The sequence below is a fragment of the Clostridium ljungdahlii genome (assembly GCF_001636845.1).
Taxonomy (GTDB): Bacteria; Bacillota; Clostridia; order Clostridiales; family Clostridiaceae; genus Clostridium_B; species Clostridium_B ljungdahlii_A.
In genome coordinates, this window is the sequence record NZ_LITT01000015.1 from 31,688 (window position 1) to 52,106 (window position 20,419).

General features: G+C 32.7%; 17 protein-coding genes, 1 other RNA gene and 1 other annotated feature. Of the genes, 5 read left to right on the forward strand and 13 right to left on the reverse strand.

Annotation, left to right across the window (positions count from 1 at the left end; all coding sequences use genetic code 11):
- Positions 1 to 72: 72 nt before the first annotated feature.
- On the reverse strand, positions 73 to 1,926 hold the full coding sequence (gene ftsH, locus WY13_RS08425; RefSeq protein WP_063555255.1) for an ATP-dependent zinc metalloprotease FtsH: 1,854 nt from the start codon (positions 1,924 to 1,926) through the stop codon (positions 73 to 75).
- A 214-nt stretch (positions 1,927 to 2,140) separates the two neighbouring features.
- The gene (gene proS / locus WY13_RS08430) at positions 2,141 to 3,559 is read right to left on the reverse strand and encodes a proline--tRNA ligase (protein WP_063555268.1); all 1,419 of its coding nucleotides are present in this window, start codon (positions 3,557 to 3,559) and stop codon (positions 2,141 to 2,143) included.
- An 84-nt stretch (positions 3,560 to 3,643) separates the two neighbouring features.
- Positions 3,644 to 3,854, reverse strand: a binding site (T-box leader).
- A 200-nt stretch (positions 3,855 to 4,054) separates the two neighbouring features.
- Here proS and WY13_RS08435 point away from each other — a divergent pair.
- Positions 4,055 to 5,656 carry a GxGYxYP domain-containing protein gene (locus WY13_RS08435; RefSeq protein WP_156499003.1) on the forward strand — a complete coding sequence of 534 codons (1,602 nt, stop codon included), beginning with the start codon at positions 4,055 to 4,057 and terminating at the stop codon, positions 5,654 to 5,656.
- Positions 5,657 to 6,154: 498 nt separating this feature from the next.
- On the opposite strand, the gene WY13_RS08440 is transcribed toward WY13_RS08435, so the two are convergent.
- The 6 genes from WY13_RS08440 to WY13_RS08465 form a co-directional block, all read right to left on the reverse strand.
- On the reverse strand, positions 6,155 to 7,285 hold the full coding sequence (locus WY13_RS08440) for a glycerate kinase (protein WP_063555257.1): 1,131 nt from the start codon (positions 7,283 to 7,285) through the stop codon (positions 6,155 to 6,157).
- A 40-nt stretch (positions 7,286 to 7,325) separates the two neighbouring features.
- Positions 7,326 to 8,576 carry an MFS transporter gene (locus tag WY13_RS08445; RefSeq protein ID WP_063555258.1) on the reverse strand — a complete coding sequence of 417 codons (1,251 nt, stop codon included), beginning with the start codon at positions 8,574 to 8,576 and terminating at the stop codon, positions 7,326 to 7,328.
- 110 nt (positions 8,577 to 8,686) lie between these two features.
- On the reverse strand, positions 8,687 to 9,682 hold the full coding sequence (gene pdxA, locus WY13_RS08450; protein WP_063555259.1) for a 4-hydroxythreonine-4-phosphate dehydrogenase PdxA: 996 nt from the start codon (positions 9,680 to 9,682) through the stop codon (positions 8,687 to 8,689).
- Entirely contained in the window at positions 9,675 to 10,940 is a 1,266-nt protein-coding gene (locus tag WY13_RS08455) for a four-carbon acid sugar kinase family protein (RefSeq protein ID WP_063555260.1), read from the reverse strand. The genes pdxA and WY13_RS08455 overlap by 8 nt, the downstream gene beginning before the upstream one ends.
- A gap of 314 nt (positions 10,941 to 11,254) precedes the next feature.
- Positions 11,255 to 11,995 (reverse strand): polysaccharide deacetylase family protein, encoded by a 741-nt coding sequence (locus tag WY13_RS08460; RefSeq protein WP_192845012.1) that lies wholly within the window; start codon positions 11,993 to 11,995, stop codon positions 11,255 to 11,257.
- 55 nt (positions 11,996 to 12,050) lie between these two features.
- A complete protein-coding gene (locus WY13_RS08465; RefSeq protein ID WP_063555262.1) occupies positions 12,051 to 13,001 on the reverse strand; it encodes a fused DSP-PTPase phosphatase/NAD kinase-like protein in 951 nt (316 codons plus the stop codon).
- Between the two features lie 150 nt (positions 13,002 to 13,151).
- Between WY13_RS08465 and WY13_RS21355 the strand changes: the two genes are divergently transcribed.
- Together WY13_RS21355 and WY13_RS22080 are read left to right on the forward strand one after the other, a co-directional pair.
- On the forward strand, positions 13,152 to 13,304 hold the full coding sequence (locus tag WY13_RS21355; RefSeq protein ID WP_013240447.1) for a hypothetical protein: 153 nt from the start codon (positions 13,152 to 13,154) through the stop codon (positions 13,302 to 13,304).
- A 12-nt stretch (positions 13,305 to 13,316) separates the two neighbouring features.
- Positions 13,317 to 13,439, forward strand: coding sequence for a hypothetical protein (locus tag WY13_RS22080; protein ID WP_278321780.1), 123 nt, complete (start codon positions 13,317 to 13,319; stop codon positions 13,437 to 13,439).
- Positions 13,440 to 13,500: 61 nt separating this feature from the next.
- On the opposite strand, the gene WY13_RS08470 is transcribed toward WY13_RS22080, so the two are convergent.
- From WY13_RS08470 to dcuS, 4 genes are all read right to left on the reverse strand, one after another.
- Positions 13,501 to 14,823, reverse strand: a complete 1,323-nt coding sequence (locus WY13_RS08470) for a 2-hydroxycarboxylate transporter family protein (protein ID WP_204377956.1) — start codon at positions 14,821 to 14,823, stop codon at positions 13,501 to 13,503.
- Between the two features lie 33 nt (positions 14,824 to 14,856).
- Positions 14,857 to 16,086, reverse strand: coding sequence for an NAD(P)-dependent malic enzyme (locus WY13_RS08475; RefSeq protein ID WP_063555263.1), 1,230 nt, complete (start codon positions 16,084 to 16,086; stop codon positions 14,857 to 14,859).
- A 200-nt stretch (positions 16,087 to 16,286) separates the two neighbouring features.
- Positions 16,287 to 17,000, reverse strand: a complete 714-nt coding sequence (locus WY13_RS08480) for a response regulator (RefSeq protein WP_063555264.1) — start codon at positions 16,998 to 17,000, stop codon at positions 16,287 to 16,289.
- Positions 16,997 to 18,604 (reverse strand): DcuS/MalK family sensor histidine kinase, encoded by a 1,608-nt coding sequence (gene dcuS / locus WY13_RS08485; protein ID WP_063555265.1) that lies wholly within the window; start codon positions 18,602 to 18,604, stop codon positions 16,997 to 16,999. Before dcuS ends, WY13_RS08480 begins: the two co-directional genes overlap by 4 nt.
- A gap of 229 nt (positions 18,605 to 18,833) precedes the next feature.
- Here dcuS and ssrA point away from each other — a divergent pair.
- Positions 18,834 to 19,193: a transfer-messenger RNA gene (gene ssrA / locus WY13_RS08490) on the forward strand.
- 90 nt (positions 19,194 to 19,283) lie between these two features.
- Here ssrA and WY13_RS08495 read toward each other — a convergent pair.
- Entirely contained in the window at positions 19,284 to 19,658 is a 375-nt protein-coding gene (locus tag WY13_RS08495; RefSeq protein WP_063555266.1) for a hypothetical protein, read from the reverse strand.
- 141 nt (positions 19,659 to 19,799) lie between these two features.
- Between WY13_RS08495 and WY13_RS08500 the strand changes: the two genes are divergently transcribed.
- On the forward strand, positions 19,800 to 20,312 hold the full coding sequence (locus tag WY13_RS08500) for a hypothetical protein (RefSeq protein WP_063555267.1): 513 nt from the start codon (positions 19,800 to 19,802) through the stop codon (positions 20,310 to 20,312).
- Positions 20,313 to 20,419 lie beyond the last annotated feature (107 nt).

A 20,419-nucleotide genomic window follows, 5' to 3' on the forward strand; every position in this document is an offset into this window, starting at 1 on the left:
CATTAGGCATTTTCAAAGAAATAACTAATAAGCTAGCCTATTTTCTTTCAAATGCCTTAGATTAGTCCATAATCAGAGTTTTGTATCCTGAGTTTCCTGTTTTTTGTCATTATATTCTTTTATTATACCCATAAATTCCTCTCCCATTAGGGTCTCTTTTTCAATTAAACTTTCAGATATCTTTATGAGTAAATTCTTATTCTCTTTAATAATACTTCTTGCCTTTTCATGGCATTCTTTTATTATGTTCAAGGTTTCATCATCTATAATTGAGGCCGTTTCCGCACTACAATTTTGCACCGGTCTTCCATCCAAATATCTATCCTGCATTGACTCTAAACCCATCATATCAAATCTATCTGTCATTCCGTACATAGTCACCATGCTCCTAGCTGTTTCTGTAGCTCTTTCGATATCATTAGATGCACCTGTAGATATGCTATTAAGCTCTACTTCTTCTGCAGATCTTCCCCCTAGCATGACACATATCTTATCTATCATTTCTTCCTTGCTAACAAGATATTTTTCTTCTGTAGGAAGCTGCATAGTATAGCCTAGTGCACCCATGGTCCTCGGAACTATAGTTATCTTATGTACAGGATCCGTATGTTTTAATAATGCAGCTACAAGTGCATGACCTACTTCATGAAAAGCAACAGCTCTTTTTTCAGCATCAGATAAAATTCTATCCTTCTTTTCTTTTCCAGCCATAACTACTTCTACTGATTCTTCTAAGTCTTCCTGAATTACTTCTTCTCTACCGTTTTTTACTGCCCTTAAAGCAGCTTCATTTATCATATTAGCCAAATCTGCTCCTACAGCTCCAGGAGTCGATTTTGCTATAGAATTTAAATCTACAGCTTCTGAAACTTTAACTCCCTTAGTATGAACTTTAAGTATACTTTCTCTTCCCTTTAAATCAGGCCTATCTACTATAACCCTCCTATCAAATCTTCCAGGTCTTAAAAGTGCCTTATCAAGTACTTCCGGTCTATTGGTAGCTGCTAAAATTACAACTCCTTTAGAAGAATCAAATCCATCCATCTCTGCAAGAAGTTGATTCAATGTTTGCTCCCTCTCATCATTTCCAGATACATTGCCACCTCTACTTTTACCTATAGCATCTATTTCATCTATAAATACTATGCAAGGAGCCTTTTCCTGTGCCTGTTTAAATAAATCTCTAACTCTAGATGCACCCATACCTACAAACATCTCTACAAAAGCAGAACCTGATATAGAGAAAAATGGGACTTTAGCTTCTCCTGCTACAGCCTTCGCAAGAAGAGTCTTTCCTGTTCCAGGTGGTCCTACAAGAAGTGCCCCCTTAGGAAGCCTTGCACCTATTGATACATATTTTTGAGAGTTATGCAAGAAATCAACTATTTCAATGAGAGACTCTTTAGCTTCTTCCTGCCCTGCCACATCATTAAAGTTCACGCCAGTTTCATTTTCCGCATATATTTTAGCAGTATTCTTTCCAAAGGACATAACTCCACTGCCCATTTTTTTATCTAGTCTTCCCATTAAAATACTTCCAAAAAATATAATTATACTTAGAGGTAAAACATAATTCATAAAGAGACTTTTCATTATAGCGCTTTCTTGTGACACACCTTCATACTGAACTTTTGCATTATTTAACTTTTTAATTAAATCCTGATCATCTACCCTTTCAGTATAAAGTATTTTCCCTTTGTGAGCTTTATCCTTATCCTTAGGGATTATTATTAGCCTATCCTTTGATATTTGTACATTAGATATTTTATTTTGGTTAATATAATTTATAAAATCACTATATTTTATGTGCTCATATTTTAATTGACTAGAGTATTCATTAACTATAAACACAATTATAACAGCTAATAGTGAATAATAAACAACATATTTGAATTTGTTACCTTTAAATTTTTTGCTATTAAACATATGTAAGCCTCCACTTTATTTCAACTCGTGATCTATTTATATTATAGCAATAAATACTCTTTTTCCTACTAGTATTTACAAAATATTTTTAAAGTTATTTTTAACCAAATGCCTATAATGTTTGTAAGTAATCACTAAATTTATTCACCAAAAAGAAATACCATCAAAATTTTGATAGTATTTCCACAAATTAAAGTATTATATTAAATATATTTTAGTATGCTTTTCCCCAATAAACCAATTTATCAGCTTTTTTACCACAGCACACACAGGTATCTGAAATATGTTCCTGTTCAAATGGAATACACCTTGAAGATGCACCAGTAACTTCTTTAATTTTTTCTTCGCATTTAGCGTCTCCACACCACATAGCCTTTACAAAACCTATTTTATTTTCCATTATATCTTTAAACTCTTCCATATTTACAGCATTATTTGTATTGTTTTCTATAAGATTTTTTGCCTTTTCAAACATACCGTCATGAATTTTATCTAAAAAATCTGGTATATCCTTCTCCAAGTTATCCATGGATACTATCATCTTTTCTCCACTGTCTCTTCTTACAAGTACAACTTGATTTTTCTCAATATCCTTTGGTCCTACTTCAAGACGTATAGGAACTCCCTTCATCTCATATTCACTAAACTTCCATCCAGCCATTTTATCGCTGTCATCAAGTTTAACTCTTGCAAATTTAGCTATTCTATCTTTTAGCTCATTTGCCTTATCCAGTACTCCTTCTTTATGCTGTGCTATAGGTACTATAATTACCTGAGTAGGAGCTATTCTAGGTGGAACTACAAGCCCATTATCATCACCATGTACCATTATAATTGCTCCTAAAAGACGGGTTGTTACACCCCAGGAAGTCTGGTATACATATTGAAGCTTTCCTTCTTTATCTGAATACTGCATTCCAAAAGATTTTGCAAAGTTCTGTCCTAAGTAATGGGATGTACCAGCCTGAAGTGCCTTTCCATCATGCATAAGTGCTTCTATAGTATATGTAGCTTCTCCTCCTGCAAATTTTTCACTGTCAGTTTTCTGTCCCTTTAATACTGGAATAGCCAGTACTTTTTCACAAAGATCCGCATATACATTTAGCATCCTTGTAGTCTCTTCTTGGGCTTCCTTCTTAGTTTCATGTATAGTATGACCTTCCTGCCATAAAAATTCTGTAGTTCTAAGGAAAGGTCTTGTAGTCTTTTCCCATCTAACTACAGAACACCATTGATTGTAAAGCTTAGGCAGGTCTTTATAAGACTGAACTATCTTAGCATAATGTTCACAAAATAATGTTTCTGATGTTGGACGAACACATAATTTTTCTGCAAGTTCCTCATTACCACCGTGAGTTACCCAGGCAACTTCTGGCGCAAATCCCTCTATATGATCCTTTTCCTTTTGAAGAAGACTTTCAGGAATAAATAAAGGCATATATACATTCTGATGTCCTGTTTCCTTAAATCTCTTGTCTAAATAACTCTGAATATTTTCCCACATAGCATAGGCATAAGGACGTATTATCATACAGCCTCTTACACTTGAATAATCAGCTAATTCTGCTTTTTTTACAATGTCTGTGTACCACTGTGCAAAATCTTCATCTCTTGATGTTATTTGTTCTACCATCTTTTTACTCAATTCTAATTACCTCCAAAATTTGAATCTAGTATAGCTACTTTTTCCTTTAAATATAAAAAAGCCTCCAATCCCAAAAGGGACCGAGGTTACGTCGGCGGTACCACCCTGATTAATATATTTAAAATATTAAACATATTCTCTCAACTATAAATTATAACGGCAATTACCGCTGTATTCTAACAGAACTCAAAGGTAGGTTCAAAATGTACATTTAGAAACTTTCACCACCCGTTTCCTCTCTTAAAAAAATATCATTTCTACTAGTCCTCTTCTTTGCATATCACTATATTTAATTAAACTCTTTCTATATAATAGAATACAGGAAATTTATTGTCAATATATTTTTTAAAATTAGAGTTTCTCCAAATATTATGCGTCTAAAAATATTCCTATTTTTTAAACAGCTGCTGCTATACTTTACCAAATCAAATCTCTAATAAACTAACCAAAAAACTGCATAATAAAATTAGGAGGTAAATTCATATGAAATTTAAAAAATCTATTGTACTAATTCTTTCTATTTTTTTATTTGGTATATTTATCCCAAATGTACATGCTTTTTTAGGCAAGCCTTATTATGTAAAAAACTCGAAAATACCACATCACCTTTATGTAATTTACCAAAATGATCTAACTCCTGCAGAAAAAACTATGATAGTCACCCTTCAAGGAGTAATATCAAATAAGTCAAATTCTCAAATATATACTTTAAATAAAAATCAACCTGATTACAAAATATGGCTGGATGATTTAAAAACAAATTACGGGGTAACCTATACCACAGTAAAAGATCCCTGGTATTTGCTAGATAAATTTAAATCACTAGTATCTGGATATGTACTTTACAGCAGTTATCCTGAAAAAAACCCTTCCATTAACAACGCCTGCTCTCTTGCAGCATTAAAAAATTCTATAGTTATAGATAAATCTATAGAAGATAAGGCTAAAAGTGCAGGAATTAAAATGCAGGGCGATTGTGTAAACACCGATAAATATTGGGCTTATAATAATTTATGGAATTCAGGACTAAACCATTCCGTTGTAATTCAGCTGTCTCCAAATAAAAATGCTCCTCTTAGAGATTATGGCATCATGAGTAAATGTTTAGTGTTTTATGAGGATGATTTAAAAGATTTCTCACTAAGAGATAAAGTTTTTGGGTCTATGAAAAAGGACTCTACGTGCCTTGGGTGGGGGCCTGACGAACATGGTAATGTAAGTGCAGCCTCTAAAAATGGAGTAAGTATGGTTCCTTCAGATTGGTCTTACAATTTAACAGTGTTAAGTGCCTTTCCATCAATACCTTTAACACAAAAAAGCAGTGTAAAACCTGATAAAAAATTTTTTTCTCAACCTATGCACTACGTAACTTTTATAATGTCAGATGGAGATAACCAGCAGTGGAACCTCGGAAGTAATTATGGATCTGAAAAATGGTACAACTCATCTAAAAGAGGTAAGTTTAATATGGGCTTCAGCATAAGTCCTTCTATGTATGAACTAGCACCTACTGTCTTTAAACTGTATTATAAAAATGCATCTTCAATTCCTTATAGAGATAACTTTGTAGTATCACCTTCTGGCAATGGTTATATGTACCCTAGTAAATTTAAGGAAGATTCTTTAAATGCATATCTGAAAAGATTAAACAATTATATGGCAGATGTAGATGAAAGGTATGTATCAGTTTTGGATGACTGGTCACTTTATGATACTAAATTATGGGATAAATACACTACTTGTTCAAATGTTGACGGTATATTCTACCTTAATTATAGCAAGCAAAATGACTATAAAGGTAAAATTGTATGGAGCAATGGAAAACCAGTGGTATCCTGCAGAGATATACTCTGGTCTGGACTGGAAGAGGAAGATGCCCTTATAAGTAACATAAACAATTACGTTAATAAAGGCTACACCAACATATCTAAACCTGAGGCCTATACATTTGTGTACGTTCATGCATGGACTAAATCTATGAAAGACGTAGAAAAAGTAATAACCGAGTTAAATAAAAATCCTAAAATAAAAGTTGTTCCACCAGATACATTTATGGATATTATGAAAAATAATATCAGGGAATAAGCTCTATAGGGGAATCTAAGCAAAAATCAACTTATACTCCGGATATCTTTTACAACCTTCAGCTCGTTAAATATTTTGATAAGTCTAAGTAAAAAATTCTAAAAAAGCTAAGAACTTTTGAAAACTCGTACCTCAGACAATTCAAAAGTTCTAAGTTTTTACGAATTTTTTCCAAGACTTATATACAAAATATTTAAAAGAGCTTCAGCATTGTAAAAATATGCCTGCGTATAAGTTGATTTTAAGCTAGAATACCCACATAGAGTTTTCAATTGAAATTTAGACTTATACATGAAATATAATGACAAAATTGAAGGCACTTTTAAAAATTTTTTTGTAAGTCTTAGTGAGGTATTTTAGAAAATCTTAGAAGCTTAGATATGTTTGAGGCACGAGTTTAGCTAAGCTTCTTAGCTTTTCAAAATACCGAACTTTAGACTTACTAAAATTTTTAAGGTGACGCAATTTGTCATTATATGATTTAGTATAAGTCAAATTTTAGTTTAAAACTCCTACTATTGTTCTTATAATATCTTCTATTCTATCCTTTATTAATTCAGATGCATGCTTCATAGAATATCCCAGCGGCATAGGTTTATCTATGATGCTAAATAAGGAAGTAACACCAATATCATATAAGCTCTTATAATTATCTCCAAGACCACCGGACAATACAATTACAGGCTTATTGTATTTTTTAGCTAGTTTTGCAACACCTAGAGGAGCCTTTCCAAAAGCAGTTTGAAAATCAGTGTTTCCTTCTCCTGTTATAACTAAATCACTGGCTCTTATTTTATCTTCCATTCCAGTAATATCAATTACAACATCTATACCTTTTTCTAATTTAGCGTTTAAAAAGGCCATAAGTGCAAATCCCATTCCACCTGCAGCACCTGCTCCTGAAGTTTGTGATAAATCCTTATTGAGAGTATTCTTCACAACCTCAGAGTAATGCATTAAATTATCATCCAGCAATTTTACCATTTCAGGCGATGCATTTTTTTGAGGTCCATACACAAAAGATGCACCATTTTTACCACATAGAGGATTAACCACATCCGATGCCACAATAAATTCACTTTCATATATTCTGCCATCTAAATTGCTTAAATCCACCCTTGCCAGCTTATCAAGGCATCCGCCTCCATAACCAATCTCCCTATTACATTCATCTAAGAAACTTGCACTTAAAGCCTGCAGCATACCTACACCACCGTCATTTGTGGCACTTCCTCCTATTCCAATTATAAACTTTCTACATCCTTTGTTTAAAGCACTTTCTATAAGCTGTCCAGTTCCATAAGATGTAGTTATAAGTGGATTCCTTTTATTTTCAGGTACAAGATATAATCCTGAAGCCGAGGCCATTTCTATAATTGCAGTTTTATCTTTTAATATTCCGTAATGAGCTTTTATTTTTTCTCCTAAAGGTCCATCAACTTTTTGGAAATATTCTGTACCTTTTGTAGATGAAACAATTGCATCTACTGTGCCTTCTCCTCCATCTGCAATAGGAACTTCCATTATATCCATCTGAGATACCCTGAGTATTCCTTCTCTAAGGGCACTGCAAACATCTTTTGAAGACAAACTTCCTTTAAAAGAATCTGGAGCAAGAAGTATTCTCAATTTTAATTCCCCCTATAATACTACTAGTACAACATTTTAATTAAACCACTACATTTTGTTTGGCAGCACTTCTTCTAGACTTAATTACCATAGAAATAGCAGCCGTAATCATTAAGAATATTCCTAAAACAACAAATCCTAAGAATCCTCCAAATTTTCCTTGAATCCACCCTACAATATAAGGTCCTAAAAATCCTCCTAAGTTTCCAAGAGCATTTATAAGTCCCATAGCTGCTGCTGCAAGCTCAGGTCTTAATATATCTGTAGGTATAGCCCAGAATGGTCCATAAGGTCCATATACCCCTATAGCTGCTATAATTAAGAATATCATTTTTCCTACAGCCGTATGTGCAAAATATTGTCCTCCAATAAGTCCAAATGCTCCAATTAAAAGAGGTATAGCAACATGTGTTTCCCTTTGATGTCTCTTATCAGATAAAGAAGAGTTAACAGCCATAGATGCCATTGCAAAAATAAAAGGTATTGCACTTATAAGTCCTACTGCAGAAGAATTAAGTCCTTTAAAGCCTTTTACAACACTCGGCACCCACATAGTATATCCATAAAAGCCAGACATCCAGAAAAAGTAGGCAACCAAAAGCAATATAACTGTTGGATTTTTAAAAGCTGAACCATATCCAGTAGCTTTAGGTTTATTTTCATTTTCTTTCGCAATTGTATCTTCTACATATTTTCTCTCATCGTCAGACACCCATTTAGCGTCAGCTGGACTATCAGATATTGTAAACCACCATACAAATCCCCAAATAAGAGGTAAAAGTCCTTCAATTAAAAATACCATACGCCAGCTTGTTATAGATATAAGCCATCCTGTAATAGGTGCCATAATAACAGCAGATAACGGCATGTTAATCATCCAAAAAGCATTAGCACGAGCTCTTTCTCCTGACGGAAACCATTTAGCAAGCAGTACTAAAACTGACGGCCATACACCACCTTCAAATACTCCTAAAAGTAACCTTAATGCAAATAGCTGAGCTTTACTTTGTACTAAACTTGTACACATAGCAACTATACTCCAAAGCATAATCAGTATAAATACAACTTTTTTGGCACTCCACTTATCTGCTAGTATAGCAGCTGGTATCTGCAGTACCATATAACCTACAAAAAATATTCCTGAGGCTATACCCATATCTGCACTTGTCAAATTAAATGACTTATCTATATATGGAAGTATCATAGATACATTTATTCTATCCATATAAGCAGTCATATACATTACAAATGCTATGGGTATAATTCTCACCCATCTTTTTGATGTCCCCATGTTCACACCATATCCTTTCTTATAATTTATTTTTATATAAACTAGTTCTCTATACTTAAAGTTTTATATTATAGTATGTTTTAAATGAGTTAGCACAGAAAACTAAGTTTTTATTTGTACACCTCGGCATATTTATAAGCCAACTTAATTGCTTCCTCCATACTTACTGAACTTACAATATTTTTACCTGCAATATCAAAAGCTGTACCGTGATCAACAGATGTCCTTATAAAAGGCAGTCCCACAGTTATAGAAATAGTTTTTTCAAAGTCTACCATTTTTGTAGCAATATGACCTTGATCATGATATAGTGATATTACTGCATCGTAGGTACCTTTTAATGCCTTATAAAATACTGAATCTGCTCCTATAGGTCCTTCTATATCTACCCCTTTTTTTCTTGCATCTTCTACCGCAGGAACGATTTCCTGAACTTCTTCCATTCCAAAAAGTCCGTGCTCCCCTGCATGAGGATTCAATCCTGCAATCGCAATCTTAGGATTTTTCACTCCCAGCTGCATAAGTCCCTTACTGCATTTTAGAATGTATTCATAAACCTTATCCTTTTTTACAGAATTTACAGCATCCTTAAGTGATAAATGCCTGGTCAAAAAAAACACCCTTAAGTTACGTACTTGAAACATGGTCATAGGATCATCTGTACTTGTAAGACCAGCCAATATTTCAGTATGTCCAATATAATTTATTTTTGCAGCTTTTAGAGCTTCTTTATTTATAGGAGTAGTTGCTATAGCATCTACCATATGTTCCCCTGCAAGCTCTACAGATTTTTTAATAAATTCAAAAGCTGCTTTTCCTGCCTTTGCTTGTACCTCTCCAAATCTTATTTCATATCCGTTTACGTTATTTAGATCCATCAAATCAATCGTTCCAAATCCAAATTTCGCCTTTTCTACTTTATCCACAACATTTATTTTTAAATTTATGTTAGTTATTTCTAAGGCCCTTTTTATTGCCCTCAATTCTCCTACTACTAGAGGGTTCACTTTATCATAAATAATTTTTTTGTTAAGAGATTTAACTACTATTTCAGGTCCTACACCTGCTATATCCCCTATTGGTATTGCTACAATTTTTTTATTCATTTTTACTACCACCTTTAACGTTTTTTTCTACAGCAGACAATATAAAGTCTGCAGATGTTTCATTTCCAATTAGTCCTCCTTTAGTTACTATGTTTAATCCATCAAACTCCCCTCCTACTACTTTTCCATACACTGCAAGAGGAATTATTTCATCTATTATTTCCACACCAATTGAATTTATATTTTTCAAAAACTCCTGGCTTATATCTCCTCCAGTTAAATAAGCAAGGTTAATATCGAAATCCTTTACAGTTAGTATATCTTTTGCTATCTTATTTAATCTATCTGATATAATATAAGGTGTACTCATACCAGCTTTATCCTTAATTTCACCTTTTTCTAAAGAAGTACTTATGCACAGATACTTATACTTCTTATAATTTTGCTTAAAATAACTTAACGCCTTTTTCAATTCATCTTCAAAATTATCTATTAAATTGCTCACGTCTACGTTATAAATAAGTATATTTTTATGTTCTTTAAAATATTCTATTTGCTTTCTAGTTAAATCTGTAGTACTCCCTACAACCATTAAGCTTCTACAAAAATCTTCTCTACCTGACGTTAACAAATTTAATGAAAAATATGCTGTAAAAGGTCCTGGGTCTATACATACAATTTTCTGATGTGACGATACACATGCATCAGCTATAGTTCTAATATCCTCATCTGTTACTGCATCTATAACAATTATTTCATTAGAATCATCTTGTATTTCTCTACTTAAAAAATTCCTTCCTTTTAAAACTTTTTCCAAAGATATATATCCAACACTTTTACTACTCTGAGATTTTATAATATCAATTACATTAGATGATTTTACTGGGGTTTTAATATCCCTTGAAGCATTAGTTTTTTCTAAGGGTACTCCATTTACAAGAACATATCCCCCGATACAAATTCGTCCTGACAAAGGATAAGAAGCTACTACAACAGCTTTATATTCTTTCTCCAATTCATCTAATACACCATCTATTTCACTGCCTGCATTTCCTCTCAAGGTACTATCTATTCTTTTACTTATAACTTTAACTTGATCTTTAAATTCATGGGTTATACTTTTAATCAAGTTATATGAATACTGCTTTTCCTTATCTCTAGTGTCTGTGTTTATACAAAAAACATCTTCATCATTATGAAAATTTTTCACATCATCACTTCTCAAAAAAGAAATAGCATTTAATCCCTTTGTCTTAAGTAGTACCCCTGTATCATTTGCACCTGTAAAATCATCAGCCATCACTAAAACATTTGGCATATATACCCTCCTATTTCTCATTTTTGTTTGCTACTTGCTTGTCCATATATGATACTTCATAATTTATAATGTTTTTATATACTGCTCCACTGTGAGTCCTTAAAAGCAGTCCTTTGTTATAATCAAACATACAATTCGTTTTATACTGTTTATATATGTTCATATGTATTTATATATGTTATAAACTATAGAAAATATAAAATTCCTTCTTATTTTTTTAAATTTTTAGAAATTATTTTAAAAACCTAAAGAGACTTAGATAAACTCGTACATCATACATATTCTAAGTCTCTTTAGGTTTTCTAACTTAAAAGTCAATTTTTAAATAACTTTTCTAAAAATATAGAAGCCTTATTAGTTTTTATCGGAAAATAAAGTTCCTCTGTATTTTCTGTTATAGGCTTAAATTCATAGCCATGGGATTTGTAATAACTTATTACTTGAGGCAGCGCAGTGCAAGTATTCTTATGCATATAATCGCAGTGCATTAAAAGTATTACCGGATTGTGTTTGTCTGGGTCTTTAGTAGCCTCTTTAACTAGTTTATAAGGTGGAATTTTGGGGTTAATTCCATCAGGTGCCTGTATGTTCCAATCATATATTTTGAACTTATTATTGTGCAATTTTTCTAAAAAGTTTTTATTTAGGTGCTTCCTGCTCCCTCCTGGAAATCTTATTAAGTGACTTTCCTTCCCTGTAACTTTCTTTATTACTTCATTAGATTTATTCATTTCATCTATAAAACTGTCACCATTTCTGTATATTTTCCTATATTTATGAGTATATGTGTGAAGACCTATACTGTGGCCCTCACTATATATTCTCTTTACTACCTGCTCATTATCTTGTATTTGATTACCTATGAGAAAAAATGTTGCCTTTATATTGTTTTCCTTTAGTATATCTAGAAACTGATCTGTAAGTTTGCTAGGTCCATCATCAAAAGTCAAGTAAATTATTTTTTTATTGTCCTTCTGTAAATCTTCATTCAAGCTATGTTTTGAATTATTCGCGAAAACCACATTTGGGTTTATTGTCATAAAAAATATACACATAAGTACAAGTATCTTGACAAATATGTTATTTTCATATTTCAACCTATAGGACCTCCTAATCTAAGTCTTTAACTGAATCTTTATTGTTTTTTAGCCACTGGGACCAACTGGTATTAAAATTATCCTTATTTTCTTTTGCATATTCATAGAATTTCTTTATAAATTCAGATCTTTCCGAAGACTTGCTGCCAACTTTATAAGAAGGCTTAAGCAAATTTTTACCTCCAAGCAAAATCTGTCTCTCCATTATATCTTCTAGACTTACATCTTTAGCATTTTTCATGATATCGTACATTGTCATAAAAGTAGTAGTCCTTCCAATTCCAGCTTTGCAGTGAAAATGCATCCATGTACCTGGTGGAGTTTTCTTTACAATACTTATGAAATAGTCCACCATTTCATCTGTAGGTCCTTCTGTATCTGTAACAGGTATTCTTACATAGGACATCTTATTTTCTTCTACCAGTTCCCTCTCATCTTGAACTTTAGTTGGAATTATTTCTTTTTTATCAATATCAAGTTCTTCATTTAATTTGATACCCTTTAACCTTTCGCTTTCATCCTTTAATACCTGCTCCTTAGTAAGTCCCTTATTTCCATTATTTTTTTCTTCTCCTACCCAGCTAACTGCCAAATCATTTATAAAACCATGAGACTCTTCCCTTAAATCTACTACTAATATAGGTACATCACCTATTTCTTCTTTCACCATTTTTATATTCTGCCCTGTAAACTGTGCGCTGCCTGAGGCATTTAGTGAAGATAGTCCTTTTAAATTTATAGATTTACCATAAGTTTTAATGTTATCTGTAGTTTTTCTGAATCTCTTAGGAAGCTTATCTTTCCTTTTAGAGTCTATTTTAAGCTGTACATTTTTATTTTGTATTTGTTTAAGCTGTACATTTTCACTTTGCATTCCTGTAACTTCCTTGGAATATACTATAGGTACTCCAAGTAAAGATACTAGAAACATAGTGCACATAAAAATGCTTAATTTTTTCTTCATACCTTGCCACCTCTTTTTTATTAATCATTCATATATTTTATCCTACTAAGTAAGATTTATTGATGAATAATATCTCTGCTTATTATGTGTATATTTTCTTATTCAATGCTAAAAATAACTATGTATTTTGAATCTAAGGAGGGTATTTTTATGGCTAAAGCAGGAATGAGAAGGCCCGATCCAAGTGACCCTCATGGTACTGAAAGTAATAAAAAGATGAAATCTAATAGAAATACTGTAAAGCCTGTAAAAGAAATCCAGGGAAAAGCTAAAACTGGAAATAAAAAAGCAGGATTAATTTAGGAGGTAATATAAATGACAAAGGACAGTCAGCCTGATAACAAAAAGGCAAGAGCTAAAAAAAGTAAAGGCCAGATACCTATTACTGAAGAAGGACAAAATCATAATAAAAACAGTAAAAAGAACTCAGCAAAATAGAAATATTTAAAATGGGAGAAGTCATTAACAATATATAATGACTTCTCCCTAAATTAATTTATTAACTAAACATTTTAAGCAGCAATGTTGCTATAACAACCATAGATGCTCCGCCAATTCTTGTAGATATTTGTGAAAATGGCATAAGTTCCATACGATTTGCTGAAGACAAGATTGCTACATCACCTGTACCACCAAGGCCACTGTGGCATGCTGTAACTAAAGAAGATTCAATTGGATACATATTTATAAACTTACCAACGAAAAACCCTGATGCCATCATTGATAAAACTATGGAAATACAAATAATGATGTATGCTGGTGTGATTGCTCTAACCAAATCACTAAATGGAGTATATAATACACCAATACCAACTAACAATGGATAAGTCAAAGTTGATGATACAAATTTATATAAGTGATGAACGCCTTGTTCTGTTTCTGGTGGTATCAAGTTAAAACACTTAACTATTGCTGCAGTAAATATCATGATGATAGGTGCCGGTATTCCTATAAATGGACTAGTTAAAAGACCAAATACATAAAAAGTACAAGCAATTAAAAGTCCGCTTCCCATAAGTTTAAAATCAACAGGTTTTTCAGCTTTTTGTTCTGCAAGTATTTCATTATCTTCTTTTGTCTTTACTAACAGTCCATTACCAGTAAGATCTGGTCTCTTTTCAGCATAACGTTTCAATACTCCAGCACTTACTATAGCAACAATATTGCCAAGTACTGCTGCTGGAACTAGTTTTGCAATAAGGAGACTTTGAGGTTGGTGTAAAATTTCTGAATATCCCATAGTTAGTGGCAATATTCCTTCTCCAATTCCTCCATCAAGTATAGGAGCTACAATGTAGAAGAAAGTATAACCTGGCTTATATCCAAATAATAATCCTACTAACATTCCACCTGCAATTGCCACAATAGTTCCTACAACTAGAGGGACAAACATCCTGACAAAACCTTTTATCAGTACCTTCCTATTCATTCCTAGTATACTTCCTACAACCAAGCATGAAATATATAAATATAAGAAGTTAGAATTTTTCATTATTCCGGTAATCGCTTTGATAGATGTTGTATTAAGCAGTTTAAAATATACCATCATAGAAGGTATTATTATTGATAAAATTGCAGCACCACCAATATTTTTTAACACTGGAAGCTTTGATCCAAGGTCTCCGAAAAATGTTCCCAAAACTATGATTATGGCAAAACCACCAATCATATCTGCTGGAAGTTTTTTAGTTACTGAAGCAAAATAGATTATTGCTGCCAGTACAATAAATATTGGAAGAGGTGTAACCCCCACTTTATAATTTACAAATTTTGAAATAAAATTATTATTTTCAGATTTAGGCATGTTAATTGTATCTTGCACGTAAATTCCCCCTTGTTTTCATATCCTCACATATTAAATTCCAAGCAAAGTTTTCGTATGTTTTTCAACCATCTCTGGAGTAGCATCCTTTTTCCTTGCAACACCTGTATCAATAGCAGCTTTTGCTACATATGCAGCTACTTTTGGAGCTATTCTCAAGTCAAAAGCATTAGGTATTATATAGTCTGGTTTCAATTCTTCTTCACTTACAAGTTCTGCTATTGCATATGCTGCAGCTATTTTCATCTCATCATTTATTTCACTTGCCCTTACATCTAAAGCTCCCCTAAATATTCCTGGAAAAGCAAGTACATTGTTAACCTGATTTGGGAAATCTGACCTTCCTGTGCATACCACTTTAGCTCCAGCTTTTACAGCTAAATCAGGAAGTATCTCTGGATTTGGATTTGCCATTGCCATAATTATTGAATCTTTATTCATGGACTTTACCATTTCTTCAGTTACACAATTAGCTACAGATACTCCTAAAAATACATCTGCACCTTTTAAAACATCAGCAAGAGTTCCTTTCTGAAGATTAGGATTTGTTATTTCTGCCATTTCATCCTTAAACTTATTCATTCCAATTGGTCTTTTCTTGTATATAGCACCTTTAGTATCGCAAAGTATTACATTTTTTGTTCCCATCTTTATTAGAAGTTTTGTAATAGCAGTTCCTGCTGCTCCTGCTCCATTTACAACAATTTTTAAGTCTTCGAATTTCTTATTTACTATCTTTAATGCATTTATAAGACAGGCTGATGAAACAACTGCCGTTCCATGTTGATCGTCATGAAATACAGGAATATTACAAACTTTCTTAAGCTTTGATTCAATTTCAAAGCATTCTGGAGCTTTGATGTCCTCTAGATTTATTCCTCCAAAAGTTGGTTCCATAAGTTTTACAGCTGCTACAATCTCGTTGATATCCTTGCTTTCCAGACATATTGGAAATGCGTCTACTCCGGCAAAAGTTTTAAATAAAACGGATTTTCCCTCCATAACAGGAAGCCCTGCACCTGCCCCTATATTGCCAAGACCAAGAACAGCTGTACCATTTGTTACAACAGCTACCCAATTTCCTTTTGATGTATAGTCATAAATGCATTCTGGATTTTTATTAATTTCTAAGCAAGGTTCTGCGACTCCAGGTGTATATGCTAGCGTTAGGTCTTCTTTGTTTTTAACCGGCACTTTGCATTTTAGTGCAATTTTACCTTCATTGTCTTTATGAAATTTTAGTGCAGTTTCTTTTAGATTCATGAATATTACCTCCAACCAATATTTAAATTATAAAAATAATTGCTTTATTACTTTATTTTCAAGTTTATTATAAATTTCATCTTGCAATTTATAAAGTTATTGAAACTTTCTAAATAATTTTGTAACTAAAGTAAGTGAAAACCTTTAACTTAAATTTGCGCAAAGAAAAAACCTTTAGTTTTTAACCTAAAGGCTTTTTCTTAACATATATACTTTTTTATATAGCTATTTTCGATGTCTATGCATTTATATTTATGAATAGGCCTTCCAACAGAGCCATAAATAACTTCCATTTGTAGAGCACCTAGTTTATTTAAAAAGCTTAAATATTTCTTCATGGAAACTCTTGATATTCCAACATACCTTGCAATCTCACTTGTTGAAAATGTATCTTCTTTCATTTCTATTACCTTTGTCCATACTTTTTTTAAAGTATTCTTATCAAGTCCTTTTGGCAGCTGTGGAGATACTTGATTTTCTTCTCGATTATTTAAAATAAGCTGGTCAAGTTCTGTCTGGCTAAGCTCCTTTTTTTGTTCCATAAAATTCTGTGCTTCTCTATAGGCAGATAATGCTGAGTTAAATCTATCAAATTCAAAGGGCTTTATCAAATAATCTACTGCACCGTATTGTAAAGCTTTTTTTATAGTTTGAATATCACAAGCAGCCGATACAATAATTATATCCACTTCTTTGCCTATTTTTCTTACTTGAGATAGTAACTCAAGTCCACTTAATCCAGGCATATATATATCCAATAAAATCAATTGTATATCGCTTGTTTTTAAAACTTTTACAGCTTCCTCAAAGGAATGTGCTACAGCTTTTAATTTAAATCCACCTACCTGACTGAGGTATTTTTTATTAAATTCTGCAACCATAGGATCATCTTCGACAATTAAGACATTAATCATTTAACACCCTCCTCTTTTTCCTTATAAGGTATATAAATTGAAAATAGAGTACCCTTTCCTACCTCTGAATATATCTCAATTTCGCCGCCTAATCTCTCTACACTTTTTTGTACTAAATAGAGACCCAATCCTCTGTCATTTCCTTTTGTTGAATAACCTTTTATAAAAAGTTTTTCTTTCGTATCTTCATCAATTCCAGAACCACTATCATTTACCTCTATAGTCAGAGTTTCTTTCTCATATAGCAATGTTAAATTTATTATCTTTTCTTTGGAATCCTTTACAGCTTCCATTGCATTTTCAAGTAAGTTGCCAAGTATAGTTACAACTTCATGCGTTAACTCAGAATTTTCTGGCTCAGGGATAAAACAATCTTCGCATACTTTTAACTTGACATTGATTTCTCTAGCATAGCTCATTTTACCTAAAATAAATCCAGCAAGTACAGGATCCTTTACATGCCTTATTATAAATCCTATCTGTTCCTGGTATTTATTTGCAATGCCACTTATATAGTGTGTAAGTTCATCATAGCATTTCATATGCAGCATACCTAATATAACATGTAGTTTATTCATAAACTCATGAGTTTGTGCTCTAAGTGCATCTGCATATTGTTTTACTCCAGTAAGCTGTTCTGCTAATACTTTAATTTCAGTTTTATCACGAAAAGTTGATATGGCACCTACTATTTTCTTATTTACTAAAATTGGCGTACGATTGGTCAAAATCTTTATTCCTCTAAGATCTTGCACCTGATCAAATTCTGGTTGGCCAGTTCTTAGAACATGATTTAATCTGGTATTTGGAACACAATCCTCTGCTTTTTCACCAATAAGGTCGGTAATGCCTGCTTTGTCGAATATCCGAGCAGCCTCTTCATTCACCAGAGTAATTCGGCAGTTTTCATCTACAGTTATAACACCTTCTCTTATTGAGTAAAGCATCGCATTCTGCTCTTCTAAAATCTTTGCAATTTTCCAAGGTTCTAATCCAAACATAGTTTTTTTAATGCTTTTGGCAAGCAGCATAGCTCCTATAACTCCAACTATAAACCCTATACCTATACCTAAATATATAATCATTCTACTTTGCCAGACAGCCTGCTGTACAGTGTTTAACAATATACCAACACAAACCATTCCTACTTGCTTGCCGTCTGCAGTAAATATTGGAACAAATGCTCTAAGTGACTTACCCAATGTCCCCTGAGCAGTTGAAACGTATTCATGACCTTTCAGAGCCTCTACATCATCACCACCAACAAAATGCTTTCCTAGCTGATTTATATCTGGATGTGATTTTCTTATACCTTTCATGTCAGTAACTACAACAAATTCTACATCAGTTGATTTTCTTATTTTATTCGCTAGTTCTTGAATGGATTTTTCATTCTTCTTATCACTTAAAGATTCAATTATAGTAGGTGAATTGGCAACCATCTTAGCAATATAGGACGCCTTATTAGATAGATTTTTTTCTGCGTTACTTGATATTTTTGCGCTTATAAGAACATCTGTTACTAATAGAGAAATGGCCACCACGCCACAAACAAGTAAAGTTATAGTGGTCTGTAAAGTTAATCTAGGTTTTTTTATTCTCATATTTCCTCCAAATACTTTATACTCAAATCTATTTTAATTATAACATGTTTTCCATTAATCTTCATATAAATGCTATTTCTGTCATGTGACGACTTATTTTTTCCCATTTTTTAAAAATATTTTTCCCATTTTTTTAATATTTGACTTATAGCAATCTGGGTGATATAATTTAATACTGCATAAGATAATAATTATGCAGTATTAAGTATTCAAACACTTAACCCAACATGGGGGCGCAATGGTTTCGACAGGGGTGTGATGTGTTTGAGAAGCGAGTCGAGGGAACCTGTGGGCCCGCGTAAAAAAACTATAGGATTAAATATAAACGAAAATAATAACGAAAATTTAGCTTTAGCAGCATAGTCTGCTAGCCGTCAGCCTAGACTTCCCGCGATCTAGGGTCTGGCGCCGATAGCGGGAAAACGAGCCTAGGAAAGCTTTGACCTAGGAACGGAATTTATGAAGCTACTGAATTCAGAAGCCTGTCCTTAGGCGTCTGAAGGAGGGAATTTTAAATTAAGGACTGCACTCGGAGATGCTCAAATGTTTCTGCTTTTGGACAGGGGTTCGATTCCCCTCGCCTCCACCAATTAAGTCCACAATTAATATAATAAATTATAGGCATAAAAACATAACTCCAGCTTAGTTTTAGGCTGGAGTTTCTACGTCACTATATTTATTATTCTTTTGCATTTCCATCTTTATTGCTGTTATATAATTGCTTATTTTTAAATATATGAAATATCAATAATGCAGCAAATATCAAATTAAGTATTGACCATATTTGTAAATCCTTATATATAGTTCCTACATTTGAAATTCCTATAATAAAAGCCAACAAATAAAATACTGCTGCCGTAATAGTTACACCTCTACTATTCTTAGATATAATTGCTATAATTCCCGCAATAAGCATACAAAAAGCTAAAAATAAACCTGCAGACCCACTAGCCTCTTTGTTGTTGGCTAATGTATTTCCTACTCCTACAGCACATGATTGAAAAGCCACAATTATAAATAATACAATACTTATAATTCCTATAACTTTTTTCATTCTTAAATCCCCCTTAATTATGTAACTTTAAATATATTGTAACAAAATATTAATATATTGTCTATTTTGGTATATTACTATAAATAAGCAATGGACAATTTGTAAATAAATTATTACAATATTGTTTAGGAGGGGATGTATATGCATAATAATATAATTAAAAAGATTTCTGTATTTTTTATGAGTGTGTTTTTAATATTTGCCTTAGTAGGATGTGGTAATACTGTGAATACAACTTCTAGTAATAAACCTAAACCTAAACCAAAGCCAAAAATAACAGCCCAATACATAGTTGATACTTTGAAAGCTAAAGAAGGTAATTATATGACTGATATAGTCGTAACTACTGCTGATAATGATGAGAATAAACTTTTAGGTAGGCCACATCAATACACAGAAAAAATTAACTGGAAGGATAGCAGAGCAAAAGATTCTCACACTGATTGTACTGTTGAAATCTTTAAAAATAGTGAAGATGCTATAACCAGAAAAAACTATGTAGATAATATTGAAAAAAATATGGCACCTTTAGTACAATATCTGGATCAAAAGAAAAATGTTTTATTAAGAATTGATGGTCGATTAACGCCACAGCAATCAAAAGAGTATACTGACATTTTTGATAAATTAATGCAGTCAAGTACCACCAGCTAAGCTGGTGGCTTGATTAAGCCCTATAAGGGCATGGTACTGGCAAGCGCTACTCGCGCCCTGAATAGACCGCCAATCGCAAAACATTTCCAGCAACCACCCTTGGTGGC

Coding starts and splice junctions, on each gene's coding strand:
- WY13_RS08445 (WP_063555258.1), bottom strand. CDS start 8,576: ATGGGGACATCAAAAAGATGGGTGAGAATTATACCCATAGCATTTGTA.
- WY13_RS08475 (WP_063555263.1), bottom strand. CDS start 16,086: ATGAATCTAAAAGAAACTGCACTAAAATTTCATAAAGACAATGAAGGT.
- proS (WP_063555268.1), bottom strand. CDS start 3,559: ATGGTAGAACAAATAACATCAAGAGATGAAGATTTTGCACAGTGGTAC.
- WY13_RS08465 (WP_063555262.1), bottom strand. CDS start 13,001: ATGAAGAAAAAATTAAGCATTTTTATGTGCACTATGTTTCTAGTATCT.
- WY13_RS08495 (WP_063555266.1), bottom strand. CDS start 19,658: ATGAAAAAAGTTATAGGAATTATAAGTATTGTATTATTTATAATTGTG.
- WY13_RS08455 (WP_063555260.1), bottom strand. CDS start 10,940: ATGCCAAATGTTTTAGTGATGGCTGATGATTTTACAGGTGCAAATGAT.
- WY13_RS08500 (WP_063555267.1), top strand. CDS start 19,800: ATGCATAATAATATAATTAAAAAGATTTCTGTATTTTTTATGAGTGTG.
- WY13_RS21355 (WP_013240447.1), top strand. CDS start 13,152: ATGGCTAAAGCAGGAATGAGAAGGCCCGATCCAAGTGACCCTCATGGT.
- ftsH (WP_063555255.1), bottom strand. CDS start 1,926: ATGTTTAATAGCAAAAAATTTAAAGGTAACAAATTCAAATATGTTGTT.
- WY13_RS08435 (WP_156499003.1), top strand. CDS start 4,055: ATGAAATTTAAAAAATCTATTGTACTAATTCTTTCTATTTTTTTATTT.
- WY13_RS08480 (WP_063555264.1), bottom strand. CDS start 17,000: ATGATTAATGTCTTAATTGTCGAAGATGATCCTATGGTTGCAGAATTT.
- WY13_RS22080 (WP_278321780.1), top strand. CDS start 13,317: ATGACAAAGGACAGTCAGCCTGATAACAAAAAGGCAAGAGCTAAAAAA.
- dcuS (WP_063555265.1), bottom strand. CDS start 18,604: ATGAGAATAAAAAAACCTAGATTAACTTTACAGACCACTATAACTTTA.
- pdxA (WP_063555259.1), bottom strand. CDS start 9,682: ATGAATAAAAAAATTGTAGCAATACCAATAGGGGATATAGCAGGTGTA.
- WY13_RS08460 (WP_192845012.1), bottom strand. CDS start 11,995: ATGTGTATATTTTTTATGACAATAAACCCAAATGTGGTTTTCGCGAAT.